Annotated in this window: 24 protein-coding genes and 2 pseudogenes; 11 read left to right on the plus strand and 15 right to left on the minus strand. The window is 60.8% G+C overall.

The window, feature by feature from the left end; genetic code table 11:
* Nucleotides 1-160: 160 nt before the first annotated feature.
* From carB to E2K80_RS19730, 8 genes and pseudogenes are all read right to left on the minus strand, one after another.
* Complete coding sequence (gene carB, locus E2K80_RS01410) at nucleotides 161-3,532, minus strand: carbamoyl-phosphate synthase large subunit (protein WP_135372068.1); 3,372 nt, start codon at nucleotides 3,530-3,532, stop codon at nucleotides 161-163.
* 152 nt (nucleotides 3,533-3,684) lie between these two features.
* Nucleotides 3,685-4,913, minus strand: a pseudogene (locus E2K80_RS01415) (class I SAM-dependent methyltransferase).
* Between the two features lie 405 nt (nucleotides 4,914-5,318).
* A complete protein-coding gene (locus tag E2K80_RS01420) occupies nucleotides 5,319-6,443 on the minus strand; it encodes a M23 family metallopeptidase (RefSeq protein WP_135372070.1) in 1,125 nt (374 codons plus the stop codon).
* 123 nt (nucleotides 6,444-6,566) lie between these two features.
* Nucleotides 6,567-7,208 (minus strand): protein-L-isoaspartate(D-aspartate) O-methyltransferase, encoded by a 642-nt coding sequence (locus E2K80_RS01425; RefSeq protein ID WP_135372072.1) that lies wholly within the window; start codon nucleotides 7,206-7,208, stop codon nucleotides 6,567-6,569.
* Nucleotides 7,209-7,212: 4 nt separating this feature from the next.
* Complete coding sequence (gene surE / locus E2K80_RS01430) at nucleotides 7,213-7,998, minus strand: 5'/3'-nucleotidase SurE (protein ID WP_135372074.1); 786 nt, start codon at nucleotides 7,996-7,998, stop codon at nucleotides 7,213-7,215.
* A gap of 115 nt (nucleotides 7,999-8,113) precedes the next feature.
* Nucleotides 8,114-8,875, minus strand: a complete 762-nt coding sequence (locus E2K80_RS01435) for a hypothetical protein (RefSeq protein WP_135372076.1) — start codon at nucleotides 8,873-8,875, stop codon at nucleotides 8,114-8,116.
* Nucleotides 8,853-10,145 carry a serine--tRNA ligase gene (serS, locus tag E2K80_RS01440; RefSeq protein WP_135372078.1) on the minus strand — a complete coding sequence of 431 codons (1,293 nt, stop codon included), beginning with the start codon at nucleotides 10,143-10,145 and terminating at the stop codon, nucleotides 8,853-8,855. The genes E2K80_RS01435 and serS overlap by 23 nt, the downstream gene beginning before the upstream one ends.
* Nucleotides 10,146-10,253: 108 nt before the next feature.
* Nucleotides 10,254-12,356, minus strand: coding sequence for a pentapeptide repeat-containing protein (locus tag E2K80_RS19730; protein WP_135372080.1), 2,103 nt, complete (start codon nucleotides 12,354-12,356; stop codon nucleotides 10,254-10,256).
* 152 nt (nucleotides 12,357-12,508) lie between these two features.
* Between E2K80_RS19730 and yajC the strand changes: the two are divergent.
* The 5 genes and pseudogenes from yajC to E2K80_RS01470 all read left to right on the plus strand — a co-directional run bounded on the left by yajC (nucleotide 12,509) and on the right by E2K80_RS01470 (nucleotide 16,597).
* Nucleotides 12,509-12,795: pseudogene (gene yajC / locus E2K80_RS01450) on the plus strand (preprotein translocase subunit YajC).
* A 25-nt stretch (nucleotides 12,796-12,820) separates the two neighbouring features.
* The gene (gene secD / locus E2K80_RS01455; RefSeq protein WP_135372082.1) at nucleotides 12,821-14,488 is read left to right on the plus strand and encodes a protein translocase subunit SecD; all 1,668 of its coding nucleotides are present in this window, start codon (nucleotides 12,821-12,823) and stop codon (nucleotides 14,486-14,488) included.
* A 3-nt stretch (nucleotides 14,489-14,491) separates the two neighbouring features.
* Entirely contained in the window at nucleotides 14,492-15,463 is a 972-nt protein-coding gene (secF, locus tag E2K80_RS01460; RefSeq protein WP_135372084.1) for a protein translocase subunit SecF, read from the plus strand.
* Nucleotides 15,456-16,208, plus strand: a complete 753-nt coding sequence (locus E2K80_RS01465; protein ID WP_135372086.1) for a sulfite exporter TauE/SafE family protein — start codon at nucleotides 15,456-15,458, stop codon at nucleotides 16,206-16,208. The genes secF and E2K80_RS01465 overlap by 8 nt, the downstream gene beginning before the upstream one ends.
* Nucleotides 16,209-16,228: 20 nt before the next feature.
* A complete protein-coding gene (locus tag E2K80_RS01470; RefSeq protein WP_135372088.1) occupies nucleotides 16,229-16,597 on the plus strand; it encodes an Mth938-like domain-containing protein in 369 nt (122 codons plus the stop codon).
* 90 nt (nucleotides 16,598-16,687) lie between these two features.
* Here the strand turns inward: E2K80_RS01470 and E2K80_RS01475 are convergent, their stop codons facing one another.
* Entirely contained in the window at nucleotides 16,688-17,413 is a 726-nt protein-coding gene (locus tag E2K80_RS01475) for a DUF1194 domain-containing protein (RefSeq protein WP_238475611.1), read from the minus strand.
* Nucleotides 17,410-17,838 (minus strand): VOC family protein, encoded by a 429-nt coding sequence (locus E2K80_RS01480; protein WP_135372090.1) that lies wholly within the window; start codon nucleotides 17,836-17,838, stop codon nucleotides 17,410-17,412. The genes E2K80_RS01475 and E2K80_RS01480 overlap by 4 nt, the downstream gene beginning before the upstream one ends.
* Before the next feature lie 251 nt (nucleotides 17,839-18,089).
* Here E2K80_RS01480 and thyX point away from each other — a divergent pair, with 251 nt between their 5' ends.
* The 3 genes from thyX to E2K80_RS01495 all read left to right on the plus strand — a co-directional run bounded on the left by thyX (nucleotide 18,090) and on the right by E2K80_RS01495 (nucleotide 20,872).
* Complete coding sequence (gene thyX / locus E2K80_RS01485) at nucleotides 18,090-19,004, plus strand: FAD-dependent thymidylate synthase (RefSeq protein ID WP_135372092.1); 915 nt, start codon at nucleotides 18,090-18,092, stop codon at nucleotides 19,002-19,004.
* 131 nt (nucleotides 19,005-19,135) lie between these two features.
* Nucleotides 19,136-20,185, plus strand: coding sequence for a type I restriction endonuclease (locus E2K80_RS01490; protein ID WP_135372094.1), 1,050 nt, complete (start codon nucleotides 19,136-19,138; stop codon nucleotides 20,183-20,185).
* Between the two features lie 285 nt (nucleotides 20,186-20,470).
* The gene (locus tag E2K80_RS01495) at nucleotides 20,471-20,872 is read left to right on the plus strand and encodes a DUF2177 family protein (RefSeq protein WP_135372096.1); all 402 of its coding nucleotides are present in this window, start codon (nucleotides 20,471-20,473) and stop codon (nucleotides 20,870-20,872) included.
* 174 nt (nucleotides 20,873-21,046) lie between these two features.
* Here the strand turns inward: E2K80_RS01495 and E2K80_RS01500 are convergent, their stop codons facing one another.
* Nucleotides 21,047-21,253: a cold-shock protein gene (locus tag E2K80_RS01500; RefSeq protein WP_135372098.1), complete on the minus strand. Its 207-nt coding sequence runs from the start codon at nucleotides 21,251-21,253 to the stop codon at nucleotides 21,047-21,049.
* Between the two features lie 223 nt (nucleotides 21,254-21,476).
* Between E2K80_RS01500 and E2K80_RS01505 the strand changes: the two genes are divergently transcribed.
* The gene (locus E2K80_RS01505) at nucleotides 21,477-21,803 is read left to right on the plus strand and encodes an arsenate reductase family protein (RefSeq protein WP_135372100.1); all 327 of its coding nucleotides are present in this window, start codon (nucleotides 21,477-21,479) and stop codon (nucleotides 21,801-21,803) included.
* Here the strand turns inward: E2K80_RS01505 and E2K80_RS01510 are convergent.
* From E2K80_RS01510 to E2K80_RS01525, 4 genes are all read right to left on the minus strand, one after another.
* Nucleotides 21,796-22,353 (minus strand): DoxX family membrane protein, encoded by a 558-nt coding sequence (locus tag E2K80_RS01510; RefSeq protein ID WP_135372102.1) that lies wholly within the window; start codon nucleotides 22,351-22,353, stop codon nucleotides 21,796-21,798. The genes E2K80_RS01505 and E2K80_RS01510 overlap by 8 nt on opposite strands.
* Nucleotides 22,350-23,096, minus strand: coding sequence for an HvfC/BufC N-terminal domain-containing protein (locus E2K80_RS01515; RefSeq protein WP_135372104.1), 747 nt, complete (start codon nucleotides 23,094-23,096; stop codon nucleotides 22,350-22,352). Before E2K80_RS01515 ends, E2K80_RS01510 begins: the two co-directional genes overlap by 4 nt.
* A gap of 5 nt (nucleotides 23,097-23,101) precedes the next feature.
* A complete protein-coding gene (gene bufB / locus E2K80_RS01520; RefSeq protein WP_443216543.1) occupies nucleotides 23,102-23,956 on the minus strand; it encodes an MNIO family bufferin maturase in 855 nt (284 codons plus the stop codon).
* Between the two features lie 64 nt (nucleotides 23,957-24,020).
* Complete coding sequence (locus tag E2K80_RS01525) at nucleotides 24,021-24,368, minus strand: BufA1 family periplasmic bufferin-type metallophore (protein ID WP_135372106.1); 348 nt, start codon at nucleotides 24,366-24,368, stop codon at nucleotides 24,021-24,023.
* A gap of 355 nt (nucleotides 24,369-24,723) precedes the next feature.
* On the opposite strand from E2K80_RS01525, the gene E2K80_RS01530 reads away from it, so the two are divergent.
* Complete coding sequence (locus E2K80_RS01530; RefSeq protein WP_135376433.1) at nucleotides 24,724-25,092, plus strand: hypothetical protein; 369 nt, start codon at nucleotides 24,724-24,726, stop codon at nucleotides 25,090-25,092.
* A gap of 121 nt (nucleotides 25,093-25,213) precedes the next feature.
* Nucleotides 25,214-25,990 carry a Stf0 family sulfotransferase gene (locus E2K80_RS01535; protein WP_135372108.1) on the plus strand — a complete coding sequence of 259 codons (777 nt, stop codon included), beginning with the start codon at nucleotides 25,214-25,216 and terminating at the stop codon, nucleotides 25,988-25,990.
* Nucleotides 25,991-26,064: the final 74 nt, after the last annotated feature.

Consider the following 26,064-nt stretch of genomic DNA (forward strand, 5'->3'; position numbering starts at 1 on the left):
TGACTTCGCAGAACCCGCTGATAAGGCGGGTTTTGTTTTTTTGTTGTTCTACGAATATGAGGACGCCTTGAGCCGGGCGGAACTGCTTTTGGATGGCCTACGGTTCCGCGTGCACATTTCTTCACGTATCTTGGTATCTACGAAACCGCCAGCAGGCCACTCACCCCTGCAGTGACCTGACCCCCAACTCCCCTTCCCGGGCGGCTTTCATTGCCAGGGCGGCGGCATGGCTGGCGGCCAGCGTCGTGAAATAGGGGATCTTGTCGTATAGGGCCACGGCGCGCATGGAGCGGCTGTCTTCCACCGCTTGTGCGCCTTCGGTGGTGTTCATCACCAGCGCCACATGGCCGTCTTTCATGATGTCCACAATCGTGCGGCCGCCCTCATAGGCCTTGTTCACCACATCTGATGCGATCCCGTGGTCTGACAGGAAGCTGGCGGTGCCGCTTGTGGCGAGGATTGTGAGGCCCAGATCGGTGAGCGTCCGGGCGGCTTCGATCAGCTGGTCGGTTTTATCGGCGTCCTTGATCGACAGGAAAACCACACCGGCCTCGGGCAGAACGGTTCCGGCGCCCAGTTGCGCTTTCAGGAAGGCGCGGGGGAAGGTGCGGTCCCAGCCCATGACTTCGCCGGTGGAGCGCATCTCGGGGCCAAGCAGGGTATCGACACCGGGGAAGCGGGCAAACGGCATCACCGCCTCCTTGACCGAGAACCACTGGGTGCGGAAATCGGCCAGGGTCATCGGGTCGGCCTGGGGCAGGTCCACATCGTCGGGCACGGGTGTCTGGCGCGGGGTAAGCGGGAAGGCCGAAAGCGGCTCTCCGGCCATCAGGCGGGCGGCAATGGATGCAATCGCGCTGTCCGTGGCCTTGGCGACGAAGGGCACGGTGCGCGAGGCGCGGGGGTTGACCTCGATCAGGTAAATCTCCCCCTCTTTCACCGCGAACTGGATGTTCATCAGGCCGATGACATTCAGCGCTTTGGCCAGCGCCACGGTCTGGGTGGTGATCTGTGCGATGATGTCATCGGGCAGTGTATGGGGGGGCAGCGAACAGGCACTGTCACCGGAATGGACGCCCGCCTCTTCGATATGCTGCATGATCCCGGCGACATGGACATCTTCACCGTCAGAAAGCGCATCCACATCAACCTCGACCGCGCCGGAAAGGTAGCTGTCAAGCAGCACCGGGCTGTCACCGGAGACCACAACGGCCTCGGCGATATAGCGATCAAGCTGCGCGGTATCGCGGACGATCTCCATCGCGCGGCCGCCCAGCACATAAGACGGGCGGATGACCAGCGGGTAGCCAAGGGTCTCGGCGGCGGCTTTGGCCTCGGCATCACTGGTGGCGATGGCATTGGCGGGCTGTTTCAGGCCCAAACGCTGCACCAGTTGCTGGAATCGTTCCCGGTCTTCGGCCAGGTCGATGGCATCGGGCGTGGTGCCCAGGATCGGGATGCCCGCATCATGCAGCGCATTGGCGAGTTTCAGCGGTGTCTGGCCGCCGAATTGCACGATAACGCCGTGGAGCGTGCCATTTTCCTGCTCCACCCGCAGGATTTCCATCACATGCTCAAAGGTGAGAGGTTCGAAATACAGCCGGTCGGACGTGTCGTAATCGGTGCTGACCGTCTCGGGGTTGCAGTTGATCATGATCGTCTCGAAACCCGCATCGGTCAGCGCATAGCAGGCGTGGCAGCAGCAGTAATCGAACTCGATCCCCTGGCCGATCCGGTTCGGGCCACCGCCCAGGATGACGATCTTTTTTGCAGCTGACGGGCGGGCCTCGCATTCCACCTCGCCCATGACCGGGGCCTCATAGGTGGAATACATATAGGGGGTTTGCGCCTCGAACTCGGCGGCGCAGGTGTCGATCCGTTTGAACACGGCGGTGACGCCTTGGGCGATCCGGTCGGCGCGGATGAACACCTCGGCCCGGCCGGTGAGTTTTGCGAGGCGGGCATCGGTGAAGCCCATCATCTTGAGGCGCCGCAACCCGGCCGCGTCCTCGGGCAGGCCGGTGTCGCGCAGCTGTTTCTCCACGTCGACAATCTCGCGGATCCGAGCCAGGAACCAGGGGTCGAAGCGTGTGACTGCGTGGATGTCGTCATCCGTAAGGCCGTGGCGCATGGCCTGCGCGATGACGCGCAAGCGGTCGGGGGTTTGCTGGGAGAGGGCTTTGGTGATTGCAGCGCGGTTGTCCGACAACCAAGCGATATAGGCGTCTTTATGTTCCCAGGCCTCGTCGTAGCTCATGTATCTCGACGGGGTTGGGTTCGGTGTGAGACCCGCGATCCCGATCTCGTCAAAGCCGCTGAGGCCGGTTTCCATCGACGCCAGCGCCTTCTGCACGCTTTCATGAAAGCTGCGCCCGATCGACATTGCCTCTCCCACGGATTTCATCGCCGTGGTCAGATAGGGCTCGGAGCCCGGGAATTTCTCAAACGCGAAGCGGGGGATCTTGGTGACCACATAGTCGATGGTGGGCTCGAAACTGGCGGGCGTGACCTTGGTGATGTCATTGTCCAGCTCGTCCAGCGTATAGCCCACCGCCAGTTTCGCGGCGATCTTGGCAATCGGGAACCCGGTGGCCTTGGAGGCCAGCGCGGAGGAGCGCGAGACCCGCGGGTTCATCTCGATCACCACCATCCGGCCATCTTCGGGGTTGATCGCCCATTGCACATTGGACCCGCCGGTTTCCACCCCGATCTCGCGCAGCACGGCAATCGAGCCATTGCGCATGATCTGGTATTCCTTGTCGGTCAGGGTCAACGCCGGGGCCACGGTGATGCTGTCGCCCGTATGCACGCCCATCGGGTCCACATTTTCGATGGCACAGACGATGATCGCGTTATCCGCCTTGTCGCGGACCACTTCCATCTCGAACTCTTTCCAGCCAAGCAGGCTTTCGTCGATCAGGATTTGAGAAACGGGCGAGGCATCAAGGCCGGATTTGCAGATCCGTTCATACTCATCGCGGTTATAGGCCACCCCGCCGCCGGTGCCGCCAAGGGTGAAGGCCGGGCGGATGATCGCAGGCAGGCCCACATGTTCCAGCGCCGCCATGCAGTCTGCCATCGTCTCGGCAATGGTGGCTTTGGGGTTTTCCAGCCCGATCCGGTCCATCGCCTCGCGGAACAGTTTGCGGTCTTCGGCCATCTCGATGGCGGGGCGTTTGGCGCCGATCATTTCCACCCCGAACCTGTCCAGCACACCGGATTCTTCCAATGCAAGAGAGGTGTTGAGACCGGTCTGCCCGCCCATGGTGGGCAGAAGCGCGTCGGGGCGCTCCTTCTCGATGATCTTGGCGACGACTTCCGGCGTGATCGGTTCGATATAGGTGGCGTCGGCAAGCCCCGGGTCGGTCATGATCGTGGCCGGGTTCGAGTTGACAAGGATGACCCGATAGCCTTCCTCGCGCAGCGCCTTGCAGGCCTGGGCCCCGGAATAGTCGAATTCGCAGGCCTGGCCGATCACGATGGGGCCCGCGCCGATGATCATGATCGAGCTGATATCGGTTCTTTTCGGCATGAGGTCCCCCGGGCGGCCAAGCTGCGCAAATTGGCCGTGTTATAGACAGCGCGCAGGTCGGCGCAACCCCGGAACGGGTCTTTGGATCACCTGACAGGGATCAGGGGCCTCGTGCAACCCGACAGGGACGCGGAACAGGCGGGTCCGCGCGTCTATTCAGCGGCACGGATATGGCGGCTGACATCGGCAGAATAGAGATAATCGCGGGTCAGCGGCACTGCCTCCTGATGTTTGGCCAGTTGCAGTTGAAACACGCATTGGCGATTGTGGCGGAAGGTCAGTTCCGAAGCTTTCAGATAATAGCGCCACATGCGGGTAAACCGCGTGTCAAAAAGGCTTTCGGCCTCCCCCTCGCGGGCTACGAACCGGTCATGCCAGTGGCGCAGGGTGTCTGCATAATGCAGCCGCCAGACCTCCAGATCCGTGGGGTAAAGCCCGGATTTCTCCATCGCTTTCGACATCTCGGAAAGCGCCGGGACATAGCCGCCGGGAAAGATATATTTGGTGATCCAGGGTGATGTGGCACCCGGGGGGAGGCCCGGCCAATGGTATGGATCAACGCCACGCCATCGGGTTTGAGACGGGCATTCACATGGTTGAAATATTCCCGGTAATGAGGCACGCCCACATGTTCGAACATCCCCACCGAGACGATCCGGTCAAACTGACCACTGACATGCCGGTAATCGCGGAGTTCATAGCGCACCCGGTCAGACAGGCCAGCCTCGGCCGCGCGCCTTGTGGCATAGCGGTGCTGCTCCTCCGACAGTGTCACGCCCAGAACCCGGACGCCGTATTCCTGAGCCAGCGTCAGGCCAAGCCCGCCCCAGCCGCAGCCGATCTCGAACACCTCCATATCCGGTTCCAGCAGAAGCTTGGCGGCGATATGGTGTTTCTTTGCGGCCTGCGCCTGTTCCAGCGACATATCCGGGCGGGCGAAATAGGCACAGGAATACTGCCGGTCCTCATCAAGGAACAGGTCGTAAAGCCGCGATGACAGATCATAGTGATGGGCCACGTTCCGATGGGCGCGCGGGGCCGGGTTCCATTGGTCGAACACCCGGCGGATGCGGCGGAAAGCAAGCGAGACACGCCGCCACCAGAGCCTGTCTGAGGTTTTGACATTGCGGGTGACAAGGGTCAGGAACCCGCCCAGATCATCCTGGGCGATGGTCATGTCGCCATTCATGTACGCCTCACCCAGTGTCATCTCGGTACTGAAAAAAAGGCGTCTCGGCAGATTTGCCTTATGCAGGGTGATGCGGATGGGCTCGGCATCGGATTGCCCGTATTGCCGTTCAGTGCCATCAGGGTAGGTGACGTGCAGCGCTCCGAGGGTGATAAACCCACCCAGCATATGATCCAATATATGATTCCACATCTTCTCGCCTCCCTCCTTCTTAAAAGGTCGATCCGAAGTTCCGAGACATCATATTCCGCCGGATTGGGGGGAAAAAGAAGAAAATTCCAGAAATGGCGAATTTGCGCCATCGGCCTGTTCGGCCGCGGCGCCCGGGCATTCGCCTGCGTCACGCCCCCGAAGCGGGAGCCCTCCTCAGGCGAAGATGTCTCCGACGGAAGTATTTATGAGATAAAGAAGAGGGGAATTAACCCTTTGGTGACCAGAATCGCGGAAGGATTTTCCTGCGGTACAGGCGGAAGCGCCGATGACCGTAGATGGAGAAGGCCCCCTGGTGAAGCCGATAGGATAACCAAGGGGGCTGGACCGTCATGAAGTATCTTCTTCATCTCAGAAATACTTCCGTCGGAGACACGTCCGTTTCGGTCAGTTGATGAACTCGCTCGGGTCCACGGCCTCGAACCCGCGTCGCACTTCGAAATGCAGGAAGGACGGATCACCCGAACCGACATCTGCAACGGTTTGTCCACGGGTGATTGTATCCCCACGGGCCACCCGGATATTCTGGATATTGGCATAGACCGTCAGCAGGTTGTTCGGATGCCGGATCACCAGAATCGGGATCTGATCAGTGTCGCGGGTGATGGCAGCGACCTCACCATCGGCGGCGGCCAGAACCGCGCTGCCCGTGCCCGCGCTGATATCAATCCCTTCATTGCTGGCGGAAAATGGTCGGATGATCGCGCCGGAGACCGGGCGTTGCATTTGCGAGGTCGAGGCGGGCGCAGGCGTGGGGGCCGGTTCAGGGGCTGGCGCGGGTTGGGACGCGTCACTGAGATCGGGGGTGTCGGGCAGCGGCTCCGTTGCGATCGGGTCCGGCAAAGGCTCTGAGGCGGAGGGTGGCACCGGGGTAATGGATGCGCCCGGGGCATTGCCATCACTGACCGGACCGGCCTCTTCAAGCACCAGCGGGATGATCAGATACTGGCCTTCCCGCACGGACAGATCCGGGCCAAGCCCGTTCCATTCCGCCAAGGCGCGGACCGAAACACCATAGAGCCGGGCCACGGAATAGGCGGTTTCGCCCCGTGTCACCCGGTGGCGCACGGGCTCTGTGCCCGGTTGCACGGCGACAGGTGCGGTGGGCGTATCGGCATCGGCGGCGTCAATCGCGGCGGAGGCGATGGAGGTGATGTCGGTGCCTGTACCCCCGCCCGGGCTGACCCGGCGTGGCAATGCAATGATTTCGTCAGCACGCAACGTATCTTCGGTCTCGCGGCCATTGAATATGGCCAGTTCCTGCGGGTCCAGGCCCAGACGGGTGGCGACGCTGCTGACCGTATCACCCCGGCGCGCCACGGCGACCTGATAGTTGGGATAGGTGATCAGCCCGTTTGCATCCGCTTCCGGTCGGGGAGCGGTTGCGCCATCGGCTGTCGTGTTCGAGATCGCGTTGCCGCGAAAATCGAAATCAAGACCGCCAGGGGCGCTGGCACAACCGGCCAGAAGTGGCAGACAGAGACCAAGCAGAAGATATCTGGACGCGGGCATTGCTCGGGTATTCCTCAAAGATCATTTCGCCTAGCGTGCGTCTGCCCCGTTTGTCGGGGTCTCGCACGTCATTGAACAGGGTTTTACACCAGAATGGCAGGTTAACGCCAGCCCTGCCGCGTCTCAATCCGGGGCCAAGCCTTCGATCAGAGGGACAAAGCGCACCGGCAAAAGCTCGTGATAATGCAGCCCGTCAGCCTCACGGGTGACCTTGATCAGGCTTTGCACCGCATCGGACTGGCCTACGGGCACCACCATGATCCCGCCCTCTTTCAGTTGCGCCAGAAGCGGGCCGGGCGGGTCTTCGGCGGCGGCGGTGACCAGAATCCGGTCAAAAGGCGCCTGTTCCGGCACCCCGAAACAGCCATCGCCGGTCATCACGGTGACATTGGTGATATCCTGTGCGGCCAGACGCCTTTCGGCTTCGCGGATCAGTGCGCGGTGGCGGTCGATTGTATAGACCCGGCGGGCCAGATGGCTGAGCACGGCCGCCTGATAGCCGGAGCCGGTGCCGACCTCCAGCACCTTGTCGCGGGGCTGAACGTTCAGCGCCTGTGTCATCAGGCCCACGACCGAGGGTTGCGATATGGTCTGCCCGCAGGAAATCGGCAGAGGCATATCGTCATAGGCCCGATCCTCGAAATGCCCGCGCACAAATTCCCCCCGGTCGACCTTTTCCATGGCGCCAAGCGTGCGCGGGTCTGTCACGCCCTTGGAGCGGAGAGAGAAGAGGAATTGCATCTTGCGCTCGGCATCGGCTGTCATCGGGTCATTCCAGGGCGGTTTTCAGGTCATCCAGCGCTTCATGGGCGGTGAGATCGGCGCGCAACGGGGTGATCGAGATATAGCCGTCAAGATTGGCATGGGCATCGGTGCCGGGTGCTGTCGGGATATGTTGCGGCCCGCCGGTGATCCACAGAAATCGGCGGCCATTGGGGGCTGTGTGGGGGGCCATGCCAAAGCCGGTTTCGGTGCGAAACCCCTGCGCGGTGACTTTCCGGCCCTTGACCTCGGCCGCGGCAACCGGCGGGAAATTCACATTATAGAATATCCGGTAATCGGCCTGGTCCCAATGACCCTGATCAACCAGCGCGCGGACAACCCCGGCGCCATGCTGGACAGCGGCCTCGAACGGGTCATCAAGATGGGCATTGCCGGGCCCGAAATACTGCGACAGGGCAATCGCGGGCAGGCCCTGCAGGGCGGCCTCCATCGCGCCGCCGATGGTGCCGGAATACAGCACGTTTTCCGCAGCGTTATTGCCCTTGTTGACGCCGGAAAGGACGAGATCGGGTTTGGTCTCGCTCAGCACATCATAGAGGCCGGCAAGGACACAATCGGCGGGTGTGCCTTCGGCGGCAAAGCGGCGGGGGGCCAGTTCGGCGATCATCATCGGGTGGATATACGAAATACAATGCCCGACGCCGGATTGTTCAAAGGCCGGGGCCACGGTCCAGACCTCGCCCTCCGGGCCGGCAATTTCGGCGGCGATCGCTTCAAGGACTTTCAGGCCGGGGGCATTGATGCCGTCATCATTGGTGAGAAGAATGCGCATGGGTGCCCCGATCCTGCGTTTTGTGTCTGGTTTTGCAATAGCTTTGCCAGAGGGGCGGGGGAAAGGCCAGATGGGTTGGGAATTCGGGAAGCCTCCCCGTTCGGGCGCAGAGGGATCAGCCCTTGCGAAGCCCCCGGATAAAACCGAACCCGATTGCGGAAAACGCGGCGCAGATTCCAAATGCGAAGGGCAGGTTCAGGGGCGTGTGGCTGAAAACGGAAACCGCCACCCCGACCAGCGCCCAGTCAAGCGCCACCGCATACGTGACCGGCGGGCGCAGGCGCAGGATGGTCAGGCCAAGAACGCCTATAGCAATCAGCCCGATCCAGTTTGCCGCCCCGGCGCTGATCCCGGTCCAGCCCGCCAATGTGGTGGCCGCGGCCACGAAACTCGCCGCTGTCAGCCAGCCCGCATAGAGCCCGATGGGGGCTGCACAAAGCCATATGTCCGTCAGTGGCGCGCGGGCCATGGCGATCAGCGCCCCGCCCAGCATTACGAAGATCAGCAATGTGGCGATCAGCGGGTTCAGAAGTGCCACGCCGATCCAGCTTGCGCCCAGGGCCAGGCTGAGAAACAGCGGCCAGCGTGTTGCATCCCAGCCCGGGTCCACATCGCGTTTGATCAGGCCATAGATCGCCGAGATGATCAGCCAGAGATAGATCACCCCCCAGATCGCAAAGGCATATCCCGCCGGTTGCAGGGGCAGGGGCGGCGTGGGGTTGGGGAACTGATCGGGGGCGAACCCGGTGAAGGGCCGGGTCATCAGCGGTGCCGCGGCAAAGGCGAGTGCGGCACAGACCAGCAGGATCGCCTTTAGCCTGGCGCCATCCTGCGGGTCATCGGGGTTTCCCGGATCAGACAAGTCTGCCCTCTGCATCAAGCCGGGTTTTGCCACCCAGATAGGGATGCAGCACATCAGGCAGACTGACGGACCCGTCCTCCTGCTGCCCGTTTTCCAGCACCGCGATCAGGCAGCGGCCCACGGCCAGACCGGAGCCGTTCAGCGTATGCACGAATTCCGGCTTGCCGCCGCCTGCGGGGCGGAACCGGGCATTCATCCGGCGCGCCTGAAAATCGCCGCAGGTGGAGCAGGAACTGATCTCCCGATAGGTATCCTGCCCCGGCAGCCAGACCTCGATGTCATGGGTACGCCGCGCGCCGAACCCCATATCGCCGGTGCACAGCACAACCGTGCGATAGGGCAGGCCCAGCTTTTCCAATATGCCCTCGGCGCATCGGGTCATCCTCTCAAGCTCTGCATCGGAGCGGTCGGGATGGGTGATCGAGACCATTTCGACCTTCTCGAACTGGTGCTGGCGCAACATGCCGGATGTATCACGCCCAGCGCTGCCCGCTTCCGACCGGAAACACAGGGAATGGGCGGTGTAGCGGCGCGGCAGATAGCTTTCCTCGATCATCACATCATTGACGATATTGGTCAGGCTGACCTCGGAGGTGGGGATCAGCCACCAGCCATTTGTGGTCTGATAGCTGTCTTCGCCGAATTTGGGCAATTGCCCGGTGCCATACATCATCTCGTCACGCACCAGCACCGGGGCGTTCACCTCGGTCAGGCCGTTTTCAAGCGTGTGGGTGTCCAGCATGAACTGGGCAAGCGCCCGGTGCAGGCGGGCCACCCCGCCATTCAGCAGCACAAACCGGCTGCCGGAAAGCTTGGCGGCCACCTCGAAATCCATGCCGTCCCGGGTGGCGGCCAGATCAAAATGCTCTTTCGGCGCAAAGCTGAAATTGCGCGGGCTGCCATGGCGGCGGATTTCCACATTATCGTCTTCGCTATCGCCATCGGGGATGCTGTCATAGGGCAGGTTGGGCAGGGCGGCCAGCATGTCGGTCAGGGCGGCATCCCCGGTTCTGGCCTCCTCCTCCAGCCGGGCGATTTCGGCTTTCTTTTCCGCCATCAGCGCGCGCAGACGTTCAAACCCGGCCTCATCGCCGCTGGCCTTGGCGCGGCCCACATCCCTGGAGGCCGCATTGCGATCAGCCTGTGCGGTCTCAGCGGCCAGAATGCAGGCGCGCCGCGCCTCATCAAGGGTCAGGATGGCGGCGGATTGCGGGGCCAGCCCCCGGCGGGCAAGGGCGGCGTCGAAAGCGGCGGGATTGTCGCGGATGGCGCGGATATCATGCATGGGGGCCTCGGGGCTCGGGTTCTCAATGGCGGTGATATGCCTGATTGGCGGGCGAGGGGCCAGCCCCTCGCGCGCGCCGGGATATGTGTGAGGCAAGGAAAGGTCCGGTCAATCTTCCGGCGGGTCGGGGGGTATGTAGCCTTCCGGGTCGGCCAGCCATCTGCGCCATTCGATATGGAAGGGGGAGTCTGCCTCGTCAGAGGATTTGAAATCAAGTTTATGGCCGGGCCAGTGACCCGGCCGCTGGCCGTCCGGCACCTGAACCGTACCATCAGCGAAAATATCCTCCCAGAAATCCCGCAATTTTGCTATGGTTGTATCATCAACGGATCTCACCGCAGCACCTAGAAGAGTAGCTTCAGTGAGATCCGTTTCTTCCGACATCTTCGCGTACCAGAGGACTGCCCCCTGCATCTCCGCGCGCCTGAGGTCTGCCCCCTGCATCTCCGCGACCCTGAGGTCTGCCCCCTGCATCTCCGCGACCCTGAGGTTTGCCCCCTGCATCTTCGCGCCCCTGAGGTCTGCCCCCTGCATCTTCGCGCCCCTGAGGTCTGCCCCCTGCATCTCCGCGCGCCTGAGGTTTGCCCCCTGCATCTCCGCGACCCTGAGGTCTGCCCCCTGCATCTCCGCGAACCCGAGGCGTGTCCCCTGCATCTCCGCGCCCCTGAGGACTGCCCCCTGCATCTCCGCGAACCCGAGGTTTGCCCCCTGCATCTCTGCGCCCCTGAGGACTGCCCCCTGCATCTCCGCGCCCACGAGGCCTGCCCCCTGCATCTTTGCGCCCACGAGGCCTGCCCCCTGCATCTTCGCGCCCTCGAATCTGGCCCCGTTCAGATGCAGGCGGCTTAGGTCATAGCCTTGCAGATTGCTGCGCCGCAGGTCGAGGCGATAGCCCTGATAGGCGTCATGCTCGCGACGGATCTGCCGGTGCCGGATTTTATAGGTTTCAAACCGGGTTGCCCAATCTTCATGGGCGGCGGCGGAATAGGGTTTGGGATAGGCGGGCGGTGCGGGAAAGACCTGATCAAAGACAAACGCCCCGTCTTTTTTCGGATCGGGCCAGCCGGCTTCCCGCATCCGCTGTGCCCCGGTCCGACGGCCCAGAACCTCAAGCGCGGCCTGAATATCGGTGCGGGTGGTGATGCGTTCTTTCAACTCATCAAGCGCCTGTTTCAGGCCGTCATGCCAGGTGCCGCCCTCATCTTCATACCCGTCTTTCCAACGCGCCCATGCTTCATGCGGGTTTTCCTCGTCTTTGGCTGGCATTTGCGGCATATGCAGCGGTTCCGCCTGTTCCGCCGGGCTGTTTTCACGGATATAGGCACAGAGGATTTCCATGATCTGGACATGGAAATCGAGATTTTCGCGGGCAATACGTTCCAGCGCATAGATCGCACCGATGCGGACCTCCATATTGGGGAGGGTTTCAGAAAAGATCTGCCACTTATCAACGGCGCCAACGGCTTCGCTGTCCGCGAGGAAGAGATCTTTGCCCTGCCATTCTATTGTCGTTCGCGAGCGAGGCCAAGTTTCAACTGCAATGGACACGGGAAATACATTATTGGAATCTGGAGGGTTCGCATGCGCGATGTTTTCGAGTGAGCGCTGCAAGCTTAATTCAGGAAGTTCAAAGTCTTTCTGGTTGTTCGCTGAATAGTTGAGCACTCTGCTTTTGCCGGTGAAGATTACAACAGGCCTTCCGATCTGATCGACTTTACGCTCAGCCCCTAAACCGGCCACCGCCGCGTTGATCCGGTCGGTGATCAGGCCCTGTTCGGTCACATCCACGGTTTTCTGCGCCACGATGCTGCGCCAGATCACAAACGGGGCCGAGATCAGCGCCACCAGAAGCGCACCAAAGCCAAGGGATTGGCCGGGGCTGTTGCCGGGATCAGCCGGGATGCCGGTGATCACCTCCCAGATTATCAGGAAGGCGGCGGCCAGTGCGAAGGCGAAAAGCGGCAGATAGACAAGGCCAAGACCGAAGATCACCGTGGTGGTCAGGCGCGAGGCCCCGGCGAAGCCAAGCCAGGATTTAAGCGCCTCGATCTTTTGGGCCATGCGGGTTTCGCCGGTGCGGGGCAGGATTGTGTAGACCACAAGGCTGGCAAGGATCACACCGGCAAGGACCAGCATCGTCCAGAAGGTCTGTTCCGGGATCGGCAATGTGATTGTCCCGCTACTCTCCACCATGTCTTTCCCGGTTGTCATTCACCACACCCTTCCCATATGCCGCAGAAGGGTGGTTTATGGGAACCGGGAAATCACCTGCGGCTTGCCATTGCCTTCCCCGGGTCGCGCCCGTATCTTGCCGCCGATTTCGCGGGCTGGCCCGCCCTGGCTCAACAAAGAGGACCTCTTCCATGGATGGTGCATTTGCCCAGTTTCTCCCCCTGATCCTGATTTTCGCGATCATGTATTTCCTGCTGATCCGCCCGCAGCAGAAGAAAGTGAAAGAACACAAGGCGATGGTGGATGCCCTGCGCCGGGGGATCAGGTGATCACCCAGGGCGGGCTCTATGCCAAGGTGACCAAGGTCAAGGATGAGACCGAGGTTGAGGTCGAGATTGCCGATGGCGTGAAGGTGCGCGTGGCGCGGGCGACGATTGTGCAGGTCCTGTCGAAGACCGAACCGGCCGAAACCGCCTGATCCGCCCTTTGGGAGCGCCCTTGCGATGCTGAATATCCCCCTTTGGAACCGGGCGCTGATCTGGGCCGTGGTTCTGGCCGGGCTGCTTCTGGCGATGCCGAACCTGTTCTATGACCGGGTGGAGCGGCATAATGATGCGGTCGCCATGATTGAGGAGACCGGTGCCACGACCGATGCGCTTGAGGCGGACCGGGCGCTGTGGCCCGGCTGGCTGCCCGGGACGCTGGTCAATCTGGGGCTGGACCTGCGCGGCGGGGCGCATCTGCTGGCCGAGGTGCAGGTGGAGGATGTCTATGCGCAGCGGATGGACAGCCTGTGGCCCGAGCTGCGCGATGCCCTGCGCGAGCGGCGCGAGACTGTCGGAACGATCCGCCGGCAGGACGCCCCTGCGGGAGAGTTGCGGGTGCAGATCTCCCAGCCCGGGGGGATGGCCGATGCGGTGGCCGCCGCGCGGGCGATTGCGCAACCGGTGGTCAGCCTGACCGGGATTGCGCAAAGCACGCTGGATGTGCGCGGCGAGACTGATATGCTGATCGTGACGCTGAGCGCCGCCGAGCAGCAGGCGACCAATGACCGGACGATGCAGCAATCGGTAGAGATTGTACGCCGCCGGGTGGATGAGGTGGGCACGCGGGAGCCGACGATTCAACGTCAGGGCGACCGGCGGATTTTGATCCAGGTGCCCGGTCTCGGCTCGGCCGAGGAGCTGAAGGATCTGATCGGCACCACCGCGCGGCTGACCTTTCACCCGGTGGTGGGGCGGGCGGCATCCGCCGATGAGACGCCCGGGGCGCGGCAGATTGTGCTGCCCTCGATCGACGAGGAGGGTGTGTTTTACGTGCTGGAGGAAACCCCGGTGGTGACCGGTGATGATCTGATGGATGCGCAGCCCGCCTTTGACGCGCAGACCGGCCAGCCCAGTGTGACCTTCCGTTTCAACCCCCATGGCGGGCAGTTGTTCTGCGTGTACACCACGGCGAATGTGGGCGCGCCCTTTGCCATCGTGCTGGATGAAGAGGTGATCTCTGCCCCCTCGATCCGGCAGGCGATCTGCGGCGGGTCGGGTCAGATCACCGGCAATTTCAATGTGCAGGAAAGCATTGATCTGGCGGTTCTGCTGCGGGCCGGTGCCCTGCCGGCCGAGATGACTTTTCTGGAGGAACGCACCATCGGCCCGGAACTGGGCGCTGACAGTGTCGCCGCCGGGCAGGTCGCAGCACTGGTGGCCTTTGTCGCGGTGTTGCTGTTCATGGGGCTGAGCTATGGGTTGTTCGGACTGTTCGCCAATATCGCGCTGCTTTTGAATGTGGGGCTGATTTTCGGAGTGGTGAGCCTGATCGGGGCCACGCTGACCCTGCCGGGGATTGCGGGTATCGTGCTGACCATCGGGATGGCGGTGGATGCCAATGTGCTGGTGTTTGAGCGAATCCGCGAAGAGCTGAAAACCGCGCGCGGGCCGTCCCGGGCGATTCAGCTTGGGTATGAACGGGCGCTCAGCGCGATTATTGATGCGAACCTGACAACCTTCATCATCGCGGTGATCCTGTTTACGGTCGGCTCCGGCCCGGTCAGGGGGTTTTCGGTCACCCTTGGGATCGGGATCATGACCTCGGTTTTCACCGCAATTTATGTCACCCGTCTGCTGATTGTGACCTGGTTTGACCGCCGGCGTCCCAAGACAATCGAGGTCTGAGAAATGCGTCTGCGCCTGGTTCCCGACGAGACAAAGATTGATTTCTTCAGATATGCCCGCCTGACTTTCGGGGCCTCGGTGGTGGCGATGGTGCTGTCGATTGGCCTCTGGCTGGCGATGGGCCTGAATTTCGGGATCGACTTTCTGGGCGGCACCACCCTGCGGGTGGAAAGCACGCAAGAGGTGGATGTCGCGGCCTATCGCGCGGCACTGGACCCGCTGGGCCTGGGCGATGTGTCGATCACCGAGGTGTTCGACCCGACTTTCGAGGCAGGCCGCCATGTGGCGATGGTCCGCATTCAGGCCCAGGACGGGCAGGAGAGTGTGACGCCAGAGATCGTGCGTATGGTGCAGGAGGCGTTGCAGGCGGCGATTGACCCGGGCATGACCTTCCCCTCGGTTGAAAGTGTGGGCCCCAAGGTCTCGGGTGAGTTGATCACCACTGCCCTTCTGGCGGTGGGCATCTCGCTGGGGGCGATCCTGTTCTATATCTGGCTCAGGTTTGAGTGGCAGTTTTCCGTGGGAGCGGTGGCGGCGCTGATCCATGATGTGGTGCTGACAATCGGCGTCTTCTCCCTGCTGCAGATCCGGTTTGATCTGGCGACCATCGCCGCCCTGCTGACGATCATCGGCTATTCGATCAACGACACGGTGGTGATCTTCGACCGGCTGCGGGAAAATCTGCGAAAATACAAGAAGGTGCCGCTTCGCGAGGTGATGAATCTCAGCGCCAATGAAACCCTCAGCCGGACCCTGATGACCTCGGGCACCACGCTTCTGGCGCTTCTGGCGCTTCTGATCCTGGGGGGCGATGTGATCCGCGGGTTTGTCTTTGCGATTTTCTGGGGGGTGATCGTGGGCACCTATTCCTCGATTTATGTGGCCAAGAATGTCGTGCTGATGATCGGCGTCAAACGCGACTGGTCAAAGCCGGACGGGAAAGCCGGAACACAATTCTCCAGAATAGATGCCTGAGGCACTCAATGCTGCGCTGGCCCTGGAGGGGCTGGTGTGGATACTGGGGGCAACCACGCTTGCCGGTGTGGTCTACGGGTTTGCAGGGTTTGGTTCGGCCCTGATCTATATGCCGCTTGCCACGATCTGGCTGGAACCGGCCTTTGCGATTGCCGCCTTTTCGCTGTCGGCTTTGGTGTCATTGTTCACCGTGGTGCCGCGGGCCTGGCATGTGGCTGAAAAACCGGCGGTGTTCACGTTGATCGGGGCGGCCTTCGTCAGCGCCCCTCTGGGTATCTATCTGTTGCGCGTGCTGGATGTGGATTGGGTGCGCATCGCCGTGGCGGTCACGGTGCTGGTGACATTGGCGGCGCTGATGGCCGGTTGGCGCTATGCCACACGGCCCGGCTTTGCCACGCGGCTGGGTGTGGGGGCAGCCACGGGTGTTCTGGGCGGGTTGACTGGGCTGATGGGGCCGATTGTGATCCTCTTCAATCTGGGGGCGGGCGCCCGGGCCGAGGTGATGCGGGCCAACACGCTGATCTTTCTGACCCTCATCAGCATTCTGGTGCTGCCGCAAATGGCGGCGCAGGGGATATTGAGCGTGGATGCCCTGTGGCTGGGTGTGGTGATGATGCCGGTTTACGCGCTGGGCACACGGATTGGCCAGATGCTGTTCAACCCTAGGCGCGAGGCCCTGTATCGTCAGGTTGCCTATGGTATCATTGCCCTGGCGGGCGTGATGGGCCTGCCGGTCTGGCAGTAGCGGAGACGGGCAGTAGGCGGATGCGGCTGAATGAAGTGCAGTATGATGACAGCAAGCCGGTCGATGGCTATGGGCCGGGGTTCTTTCGCATAGGCGGCGTGGTGATCGAGGGCGCTGTGCTGCTGCTGCCTTCGGGCGTTAGCCCCTGGGATGGATATGACGCGCCGCACCCCCTGCTGGCGGCGGGTGATAAAATCGACGTGCTGCTGATTGGCACCGGCGCAGAGATTACCCATATCCCCGACGCGCTCCGCCATGCGTTGGAGGCAGCGGGGATCGGGGTGGAGGTGATGTCATCCCCTTCCGCTTGCCGGACCTATAATGTGCTTCTGGCCGAAGGCCGCCGGATCGGCGCGGCGCTGCTGCCCCTGAGCGACAGCGAGACGTGAAGCCAAAGAGGATCCCGGGCGCTCTGCATGCCTTCTTCTTGTTCCAAATACGCAAAATTCTGACCTGTCGACACATACCCATGGGAGCGGCTATTCCTCCAACTCCTCCAGCACGCCCAGGATCAGCACCCGCAATTCCCGTTCCAGTTTGCGGCGCATGACCTCTTCGAAATGATCATGGTTCAGGGCATGTTCGACAAAGGCGCCGGGGCCGCGGATCACCTCATCTTCATAATAAAGCTCGATCTCGCGAGAGGCCCCGCCAATGGCCAGCCCGTTCACCGTGACCCCGTTCAGCGCGAAGTGTTCATAAGCCGCCTGAGGGGTGAACCCGTCATTATTCTGCCCGTCGCCCGAGATATCGAGGGTCTGGAACAGACAGGACGGGGCCTCGGCAAACCGTTCGGCGGCAAAGCCGATGGCATAGCCAAGGGCCGTGGGGAAATCTGCATGGGTGCGGGTGGCCGCCGCAACCTGTTCGGTGACGCCGATCAGATCGGCCTGGGTTTCGATCAGCGTCCAGTTGACCAGAATATCCTGCTGGAACCGCCCGCTCCATTCATAGATGCCAAGTGCGACCGGCCCGGGCCCGTTGAAAAACCCGTTCTGCACCTCGGGCGATAACAGTGCCGAGACCAGCCCGTTGATTTGCAGATCATATTCCGCCTGATCGACCGAGGCAGAGACATCAAGCGCCAGAAGCAGGGCCAGGCGGCACTGCTCCTGCGCTTTGACGGGCAGGGTTGCTGTCAAAATCAGACCGAGGGCCAGACCGAGGGCCGGGCCGGGAAGCGTCAGGGTCCTGCTGGGCCTCACCAATGGCCGGTATTGGGCATCGAGGCCCAGGGTTCTGCGGGGGCAAGATGCTCCCCCTCCTGCAACAGCTCGACCGAGATATTGTCAGGGGAGCGGACAAAGGCCATATGGCCGTCGCGCGGCGGGCGGTTGATGGTGATACCGGCCTCCATCAATTGCCGGCAGGTTTCATAGATATTGTCCACGCGATAGGCCAGATGGCCGAAATGGCGGCTGTCGGATGGCAGGCCCTCATCCCCATCCCAGTTATAGGTCAGCTCCACCGGGCAGTCCTCCTGCCCCGGGGGGGCCATGAACACCAGCGTGAAGCGACCGCCTTCACTGTCCATGCGTTTGGTCTCATGCAGGCCAAGCTGCTGATAGAAGGCCATGCTGGCCTCCAGATCTTTCACACGGACCATGGTGTGGAGGTATTTCAGGCCCATTGCGGTATCTCCCTGTTTGGATCTGGATCAGCCTAGCGCGTCCAACTCAAAACCGCACGCTTTAAGAGTGGTAAATTTTTCGGGCGACGGTGATTTCCATATGGTTGCTGACAGGCGACCCAAGGGAAAATGTCGCCCGCTCCACCCGCCATGGCACCCTTTATCTTGCGTGCTCTATACCCGGTGATGCAAGATGTTGTAGGTTCCGAATCCCTGGATCGCCTGAATATCTGGAAAGAAAGAGCAGAGACATGTCGCTGAGCCCTGAGCAACTGGCCGAAATTGAAGAGAGCCGTCAGACCCCCCAACCCACGTTGCGTGCTGTCGCCCCGGGGATGGAACAGCACCTGTACAAGGCAGCCCCCGTACTTGACCACGGCTTTGTGCGGGTGATCGACTATATGGGCGATGACAGCGCCATCGTGCAGGCGGCGCGGGTGAGTTATGGCAAGGGCACCAAGGCGGTGCAGAATGACGAAGGGCTGATCCGCTATCTGATGCGGCACTGGCATTCCACGCCGTTCGAGATGTGCGAGATCAAACTGCATGTGAAACTGCCGGTCTTCGTGGCACGGCAATGGATCCGGCACCGGACGGCAAATGTGAACGAATATTCCGCGCGCTATTCGATTCTGGACCGGGAGTTTTATATCCCCGCGCCGGAACATCTGGCGGCGCAATCCACGATCAACAATCAGGGCCGGGGGGAGGTGCTGCAAGGCGCGGAAGCCGCCCGCGTGCTGGAGGTGCTGAAGACCGATGCGGGCCGCGCCTATGACCATTATGAGGAGATGCTGAGCCAGGACGGCCAGGCCGGGCTGGCGCGTGAGCTGGCGCGGATGAACCTGCCCGCGAATGTCTATACGCAATGGTATTGGAAGGTGGATCTGCACAACCTGTTCCATTTCCTGCGCCTGCGCGCGGATGCCCATGCGCAATATGAAATCCGGGTCTATGCGGATGCGATTGCCGGGATGGTGAAAGACTGGGTCCCGGCGGCTTACGGGGCGTTCGAGGATTACCGGATGGGCGGTGTGAATGTGAGCGGGAAAGGGGTTGAGGTTCTGCGGCGGCGACTGGCGGGGGAAGTGGTGACGCAGGAGAATTCCGGCATGAGCAAAGGCGAATGGCGGGAGTTTGAGGGGGTGTTTGGTGATCCGGGATGAGCCGGGGTAAATCTCCACTATAGTGCGGTTTGAATTGAAACCGGAAACTTATTTTGTGCACTTGTCTATGCCAGACTATTGACGTTGCTAATGGTTTTGCCTTTCACTGTCTGCAAATTCGGGAGGCGACAGTGAGTAATCTTGATACATCTATTTCTGCTTTGGCTGAAAGAGTGCGCCAGCACTCGGAGACGATTCAGACAGAAGAGGCAGTAAAAACATCTGTTGTTCTGCCTTTTTTGCGGGCTTTGGGCTATGATGTCTTCAATCCCGCTGAGGTAATTCCAGAGTTTACGGCCGATACTCCCGGTAAACGTGCGGAGAAGGTCGACTACGCCATCCAGAAAGATGGCGAGATGTTGCTTTTGATCGAGTGTAAGGGCTTGAGCACCCAGCTCAACCAACGCCACTTGGGGCAGTTGTTTCGCTACTTTTCAGTCACTAAGACGCGCTTTGCGCTGCTCACCAATGGACAGGAATACCAGTTTTTCACGGATCTGGATGAGACGAATAGGATGGATGAAAGGCCATTTTTTGTATTTGATCTACTTAACTTTTCACCGTCTTCAATTAGCGAATTGAATAAGTTCTCTAGAAGTGAATTTAGTGTTGATGTCATCTTGGCGCAGGCGGAAAGGCTTCGTTACGTCTCTGCCGCCAAACGCCTCTTGCATGACTGGTTTGACGCGCCGCCTGATGAACTTATCAAACTGGTTGCCAACGAGATTCATAGTGGCCGGGTTACTGCACAAGTTAGAGAGGTGCTCTCGAAAGTTATAGTCACCGCGATGCGTGAGATCGTCAGGGACCGTTTGCAGACGCGGTTGTCTAGCGCGCTTGAGGACCCAAGTGATGAGACCTTGGAAAAAGAAGCGCAGATTAAGGGCAGGGATATTGAAACAACCGAAGAGGAGATGGAAGGATTTCTTTTGGTGAAAGCCCTTCTTCGGGGGGCCGTGGATGTAGAAAGGGTGGCAATAAGAGATGCAAAATCTTACTGTGCTATTCTGCTTGATGACAACAATAGAAAACCTCTTGCGCGATTGCACTTTAATGGTCGCTCAAAGTATTTAGGGTTGTTTGATGGCGATCAGGAAGAGAGGGTCCAAGTGACATCTTTGGACGACATTATCCCGTTACAGGATCGACTGGTCGCAACAGCCGCAAAATACGATACTTAAACGTTTAGCTGTAGTGGAAAATTCTAGAGCAGCGCCCGACCCTCCCCCCGGGAGGGCGCTTTTGCGAGGTTTCCAGAAGATCAGTGCTTAGCCGTTTTGGCGCGCGCGCATGCAGTTCCACCGTTGCGATACGCTCGCTCAGGCTCGGGCGCTGCCCTCAGTGGCCCAACAAAGCAAAACTGTTCACGAGGCGGTTTTCTGGAAACCCGCTTGTCCACCCTCCGGCATAGACGCCGCTGCAATCCGTGCTACCTGTCTGGGATCGCAACCGGAGCCTTCGCCCTCATGTCTCTTCTGATCCTTTTTCTCGCCACCTCGGTGATTTTTCTTCTGGCCGATGCCATCATGCTGTCGACTGTGATCCAGCCGGTTTTTGCCCGGCATCTGGGTGCGGGGCTGTATGAGGGCGGGTTCCGGCTGCTGCCGGCGGTGTTGTTCTATTTCACCTTCATGTTCGGGGTGATCTGGTTTGCAGGCTGGCCTGCGCTGCGGGACGGGGTGCCGCATATGGCGCTGATCAACGGGGCGGTGCTGGGCTTTGTGGCCTATGGCACGTATGAGCTGACCTCCTGGGCGGTCATGCGCGACTGGCATCCGCAGATCGTGATCCTTGACATGGCCTGGGGCACGGTGCTGACGGCGGGGGCGGCCTGGGGCGGGGTGATGGTGGCGCGCGCGTTGAGTTGAGGCGTTTTTATTTGATCTGAACCGAAAAACGTCGCTTCTCGTTCGGCTCAAACGCATTTTCGAGGGGGTTGCCTTATATAAAAGGCCAATGGCGATAGACGCACCAAATCTCTGGTGCCGCCCGGGCTTTGCCCCCGTGCGGCATGCCTTTTGTCTGCAATCCGGCGCGCGGGTCTATAGTTTGACCAGATCCACCGCAGAAGCGCGGCCATCGCGGCCTTCGCGCAGGTCATAGCTGACCTTCTCATTATCGGCCAGGCCGGTCATGCCTGCCTGTTCCACAGCCGAGATATGAACAAAGACGTCCTTGCCGCCATCATCGGGGGCAATGAACCCGTATCCCTTGGTCGTGTTGAACCATTTTACTGTGCCTGTGGGCATTGTCGTGGTCTTTCCTTCTCAAGATGTCGTGCCCGCGGGGATGCGGGGCGCGGTGTCGTCAGGGCCGTCCTGTTGCAATGCCTTCTTGAAAGGGCGGTTCAGCACTCATCTGGTATCACGGTAAAAATTGTGATGCGAAATCGGAAAAAGGCAAGAGAAGGGTTGCGGCTGGCCTCTGGCTGGCATCAATTCGCGACTGTAAATGGCGAAAGGTGCATAAAAGATGATCGTTTATGGGCTTAAAACCTGTGACACCTGCCGGAAAGCGGTGAAAGAACTGCTGGCGGCGGGGCATGATGTGGTGCTGCGGGATGTACGGGCCGAACCGTTGAGCGCGGCAGACCTGGCGCTGTTTCTGGATGCATTCGGCGCGGCGCTGGTAAACCGGCGGTCAACCACCTGGCGCGGTTTGTCGGATGCCGAGCGGGAGACGGCACCCGAAGATTTGTTATCTGCGCATCCCGCCCTGATGAAACGCCCGGTGATCGCAGCGGCAGGCGGGCAGCTTTATCTGGGCTGGGATGCGAAAGTGCAGGCGGCGCTTATGTAGCGGACATACGCCCGCGCAGCAGCGCGTCCACCGAAAGCGGGCCTGCCCCCCGGAACACCAGAACCAGCAATACAAACACCCAGAATGCCCGCTGATCCAGGATCAGACTGCCCGGGGTGCCGTCGAACCAGGTGCCGATATCTTCTGCCCCGATGCCATGGCCGAAGATGTCGACCCAGCTTTGCGCGACCACGAAACCGATCATCCCAAGGGCGGCCAGCCGGGTGAGAAGCCCGATCAACAGCAGAAACGGCAGGGTGAATTCGCCGATTGTCGCGGCGACCACCAGGATATGGACGAGAAAGCCCATCTGACCTGGGTCATAGCCCGCAGCCTCGAACAGGCGCGGGGTGATCTGGGTATAGGCGCCGAAATCGACATTGTAGAAGCCGAAAAACCCGTCGCCCAGTTTGGTCATGGCGGAGTTCCAGTAATAGAACAGGAGCGTGGCGGCAAAGACCAGCCGGGCAAGGGTGGGTATAAGGGCAGGGGCCACCAAAGCCTCAAGCCCGGTGAAGAAACGGTTATGGAGCGAAATCAGAGCATTCATGGGTCTTTCCGTTCAAGTGTCAGGGCGCCGGTGCTGATGAAAAGCGACAAAAGCGCAGAGATATCGGCGGTGGGGGTGTCGGCAAGTGTGGCGGCCATGGCCTCGGCCAGGCTGATCCGGCCTTTCAGAAGCCGGGCGAAGGCAACCCCGCCGGGCGGTAGCAGATGCGGTGCCGGGTCAAAACCGGGCCGGGTGATCAGGATATCCTGACCGCCGCCTGCGGCTTTGGGCGCATCGGCGGCGGTATTGGCGCGCCAGATCGCAAAGATCGGATAGCGGGACTGAACCACCAGCGTGGCAGGGGCGACACGCGGTTTCAGGGTCAGGACCTCGTTCGGATCCCTGCCCTGAACCGAAAGCGGTTTGGCATCCGCCGCGTGATAGGATTGGCGCAGGCCCAGTTCCAGCCGGGCGATATCGGGCAGATAGGGCAGATGGGCCACGGGCGGAAAGCTGGCAAGAAAACCCGGCAGACGCTGGCCATAGAGTTGCAGGCGTGGATGTTCCGGCGGATGCGCGCGGACAAACGCACCGGCCATGGCTTTGAAAAACACGTCGCCAACCAGTTTGCGCAGGATCGGAAAGCCGGTTTCCAGGGCCTCGGTCAGGGACACGACAACATTGTTGCGATAGACATCGAACCGTTTGCCCGCAGGGCCGCCATGGGCATCGGTCAGACCCGGGGGAACCGGATGGCCCGCATCCAGAATGGCATTGGTAAAGCTGGCTTGCTCTGCCGACATACGGGTTACGCCTCAACCGGTGACAGGATCGCATCGGCGCGGGCAGCCTCGGCCTTCAGAATGTCAAAGCCGGGCACATCGGTATCCCATTCGATCAGGGTGGGGCAGGGCCCGGTTTTGGCGATGGTATATCGGTAAAGCGCCCATACCGGATCGACGACCTCGCGGCCATGGCTGTCGATCAGCAGCGGACGCCCCTGATCATCCTGATCCTCATCATGGCCACCCAGATGCATTTCTCCCACATGGTGGAGCGGGAAACTGTCGATATAGGCGCGGGCATCGCTGCCCTGATTGGTGGCAGAGACAAAGACATTGTTGATATCCAGCAGAAGCCCGCAGCCGGTGCGATGGGCCAGTTCCGCCAGAAACTCAACCTCCGCCATCGTGGTGTCCTCGAAGGCCAGATAGGTGGAGGGGTTTTCAAGCAGCACCCGGCGCCCGACACTGTCCTGCACCTGGTCGATATGGGCCGCGACACGGGCTAGGGTCGCCTCTGTATAGGGCAGGGGCAGCAGGTCGTTGAGATAGCCGATATCGTGGCTTGACCAGGCTAGATGTTCCGAGAAAGACGCGGGGTCAAGCCAGTCGCAAAGATGTTTCAGGCGCGCAAGATGATCCCGGTCAAGCGGGGCCTCCCCGCCGATCGACAGGCCGACACCGTGGACGGAGATCGGGAACCGTTCGGCCAGGGCGCGAAGCTGGGCAATCGGGCGCCCGCCATCCCCCATATAATTCTCGGCATGGATTTCCAGCCAGCTGACCGGACCCGGCGCAGCCGTAAGCGCGGTATAATGCTGGGCCTTGTAACCGATACCAGCAGCAAGGGGCAGTCGCGTAGGAAAAGCCATGTCACGCATGATAGCACCGGATCGGGGTGGAATGGACCCCCGGACATGCCGGAGGCCGCAAAGTCACGGATATTCAGAGCGTGCGCAGAACTGTGGTGTCGGTATCGGCGGGCAGATCACGGTTCAGGCCCTGATAGCCATCGGCTTCCAGCGAGGCTTCGGCTTCGCCGACGCGGCCATCGGGCAGTTCAATCTCGGCGCAGGTGCCTGCGGGCACCAATGTCCAGGCGTTGCCCTGATAATCCACGGTTGAGGTGCCCGCACATGTTGTGCCGGGGCCTGCGGCGCAGTCGTTTTCGCCTGCGAGGCTCACACCATAGCATTTTTCCTGCGCCTGGGCCTGCGCCGGGGCGGTGCCATGGGCAGTCACAACGGCAGCAGCGGCCCCCAGAAGCGCCAGGGATTTTACATGGGTGGTCATGTCAGAAACTCTCCAGAATTGGTTAGACGGCAAGATCGCGGGAAATCGCGATATCTGTATGTGTATCGGACCAGACCCGGTTTTGGCCAATCACAGACCCGTGGCCCACGGGCCTGTGAGCGGATGTGAGCCGGTTCAGGCCCTGTCAGGCTGCCCCCTAAGCCATGGAAACAAGGTGTTTTGACAGAGATACAGCCCGGCAGGTTTTGGCGGCGTTCCATGCCGGGCCGGGGGAAAGCTTCGGGGGGGAATCTGCACAAATGTTTCACCCCGGGGCCGTTGGGTGCAGGATCTTGGATTGGGGTGTCGCGATGGCTACATCCAGGGCAGAGCGTGCAGATAAAGGATGGATCAGATGCGCAATGCGGCCATGGTTTTAGGGATTATCGGCGGGGTTCTGTGCATGATCGTGGGCTTCTTTGTCTACGGATATGTGGAGTTCATAGGTCATTTCGGTGACGTGCCCGATCTCGCGCAGCAGGTCGAGGATCCGCACTTGTTACAGACCGTGTCGATACTCTCCCCGCTTCTGGCAATCGCAGGCGGCGCGATGGCCCGGGCGCGGGCGCTTTGGGGCGGAATTCTGCTGCTGATCTCGACCGCGGGCATGTATCACGCCTTTGGCTTCAACGTGGCCACCATGTTCCCGATCACGTTTTGCGGTCTGGCCGGGGTGCTGGCGCTGGCCGCAGGCAAGCCGGATGAGGAGAAGGCGCATTTCTGAGGCGTGTCAGGGGTAAACCCGGAAAGTTGTAAAAACGCCCTGTGTGACACCGCACTGGTGGTGGCGATGCAAAGAGGGCCGGGATATGATCCGGCAAACCGCCAGATAATGAGCCGACCCCATGCGGAACGCGCGCTACACATCCTACATCATCTGCACAAGCCCGCGCAGCGGCAGCACTTTGCTGTGCAGGATGCTTGCAGCAACCGGCAGATCGGGACAGCCCGACTCTCATTTCCATAAACCCTCACTCTCAAGCTGGCTGAAGACGTTTGCGCTTTCCGCAGCCGATTTCGCATCAGACCGCGATGCCTTGAAGGCGATATTCGAGGTGGCGCGCAAACGCGGGACAGGGGATACCGGGATATTCGGCTTGCGATTGCAGAGAGGAAGTTTTGACTATTTCATGCAACAGGCGGGCCTTCTTTATCCGGATCAGAAAAGTGATCTCGACCGTATTCAAGCGGCTTTTGGAAGCACGCTATTCATTCATCTGACGCGCGAAAACAAGCTTGATCAGGCCATTTCAATTGTCAAAGCGACCCAGACAGGATTGTGGCACAGGGCGGCAGACGGGACAGAGCTGGAGCGGCTTTCAGCACCGCAGGACCCGGTTTATGACGCAGATGAGATTGCAGGCCAGCTTGCCGGATTATCCGCATTGGATACGGCCTGGAAAACCTGGTTTGAGCGAGAGAAATTGCACCCCTTGCGGATTTCCTATGAGGCGCTTTCGGACGATCCTGCGGGGATGCTTGCAAAAATTCTGGAGGCGCTTGGGCTGGACCAGGACATGGCGCAGGATATCGAACCGCCGGTGGCCAAACTTGCTGACGCAACCAATCGCATCTGGGCGGAACGGTTTCGTGCGGAAAAGCGGCATGGTCAATATATGTGAGGGGTCCCGGCACTCCGTTCCGGTTGGGCAGATCGCGGCTGTTTCACGGATCATGACGATCTGGGTGTTACGCA

The sequence above is a fragment of the Rhodophyticola sp. CCM32 genome, from assembly GCF_004751985.1.
GTDB lineage: Bacteria > Pseudomonadota > Alphaproteobacteria > Rhodobacterales > Rhodobacteraceae > Rhodophyticola.

Excerpts from the sequence above, each read along its gene's own strand:
- carB (WP_135372068.1), bottom strand. The coding sequence starts at position 3,532 with ATGCCGAAAAGAACCGATATCAGCTCGATCATGATCATCGGCGCGGGC.
- E2K80_RS01420 (WP_135372070.1), bottom strand. The coding sequence starts at position 6,443 with ATGCCCGCGTCCAGATATCTTCTGCTTGGTCTCTGTCTGCCACTTCTG.
- E2K80_RS01425 (WP_135372072.1), bottom strand. The coding sequence starts at position 7,208 with ATGACAGCCGATGCCGAGCGCAAGATGCAATTCCTCTTCTCTCTCCGC.
- surE (WP_135372074.1), bottom strand. The coding sequence starts at position 7,998 with ATGCGCATTCTTCTCACCAATGATGACGGCATCAATGCCCCCGGCCTG.
- E2K80_RS01435 (WP_135372076.1), bottom strand. The coding sequence starts at position 8,875 with ATGCAGAGGGCAGACTTGTCTGATCCGGGAAACCCCGATGACCCGCAG.
- serS (WP_135372078.1), bottom strand. The coding sequence starts at position 10,145 with ATGCATGATATCCGCGCCATCCGCGACAATCCCGCCGCTTTCGACGCC.
- E2K80_RS19730 (WP_135372080.1), bottom strand. The coding sequence starts at position 12,356 with ATGACAACCGGGAAAGACATGGTGGAGAGTAGCGGGACAATCACATTG.
- secD (WP_135372082.1), top strand. The coding sequence starts at position 12,821 with ATGCTGAATATCCCCCTTTGGAACCGGGCGCTGATCTGGGCCGTGGTT.
- secF (WP_135372084.1), top strand. The coding sequence starts at position 14,492 with ATGCGTCTGCGCCTGGTTCCCGACGAGACAAAGATTGATTTCTTCAGA.
- E2K80_RS01465 (WP_135372086.1), top strand. The coding sequence starts at position 15,456 with ATGCCTGAGGCACTCAATGCTGCGCTGGCCCTGGAGGGGCTGGTGTGG.
- E2K80_RS01470 (WP_135372088.1), top strand. The coding sequence starts at position 16,229 with ATGCGGCTGAATGAAGTGCAGTATGATGACAGCAAGCCGGTCGATGGC.
- E2K80_RS01480 (WP_135372090.1), bottom strand. The coding sequence starts at position 17,838 with ATGGGCCTGAAATACCTCCACACCATGGTCCGTGTGAAAGATCTGGAG.
- thyX (WP_135372092.1), top strand. The coding sequence starts at position 18,090 with ATGTCGCTGAGCCCTGAGCAACTGGCCGAAATTGAAGAGAGCCGTCAG.
- E2K80_RS01495 (WP_135372096.1), top strand. The coding sequence starts at position 20,471 with ATGTCTCTTCTGATCCTTTTTCTCGCCACCTCGGTGATTTTTCTTCTG.
- E2K80_RS01500 (WP_135372098.1), bottom strand. The coding sequence starts at position 21,253 with ATGCCCACAGGCACAGTAAAATGGTTCAACACGACCAAGGGATACGGG.
- E2K80_RS01505 (WP_135372100.1), top strand. The coding sequence starts at position 21,477 with ATGATCGTTTATGGGCTTAAAACCTGTGACACCTGCCGGAAAGCGGTG.
- E2K80_RS01510 (WP_135372102.1), bottom strand. The coding sequence starts at position 22,353 with ATGAATGCTCTGATTTCGCTCCATAACCGTTTCTTCACCGGGCTTGAG.
- E2K80_RS01515 (WP_135372104.1), bottom strand. The coding sequence starts at position 23,096 with ATGTCGGCAGAGCAAGCCAGCTTTACCAATGCCATTCTGGATGCGGGC.
- bufB (WP_443216543.1), bottom strand. The coding sequence starts at position 23,956 with ATGCGTGACATGGCTTTTCCTACGCGACTGCCCCTTGCTGCTGGTATC.
- E2K80_RS01525 (WP_135372106.1), bottom strand. The coding sequence starts at position 24,368 with ATGACCACCCATGTAAAATCCCTGGCGCTTCTGGGGGCCGCTGCTGCC.
- E2K80_RS01530 (WP_135376433.1), top strand. The coding sequence starts at position 24,724 with ATGCGCAATGCGGCCATGGTTTTAGGGATTATCGGCGGGGTTCTGTGC.
- E2K80_RS01535 (WP_135372108.1), top strand. The coding sequence starts at position 25,214 with ATGCGGAACGCGCGCTACACATCCTACATCATCTGCACAAGCCCGCGC.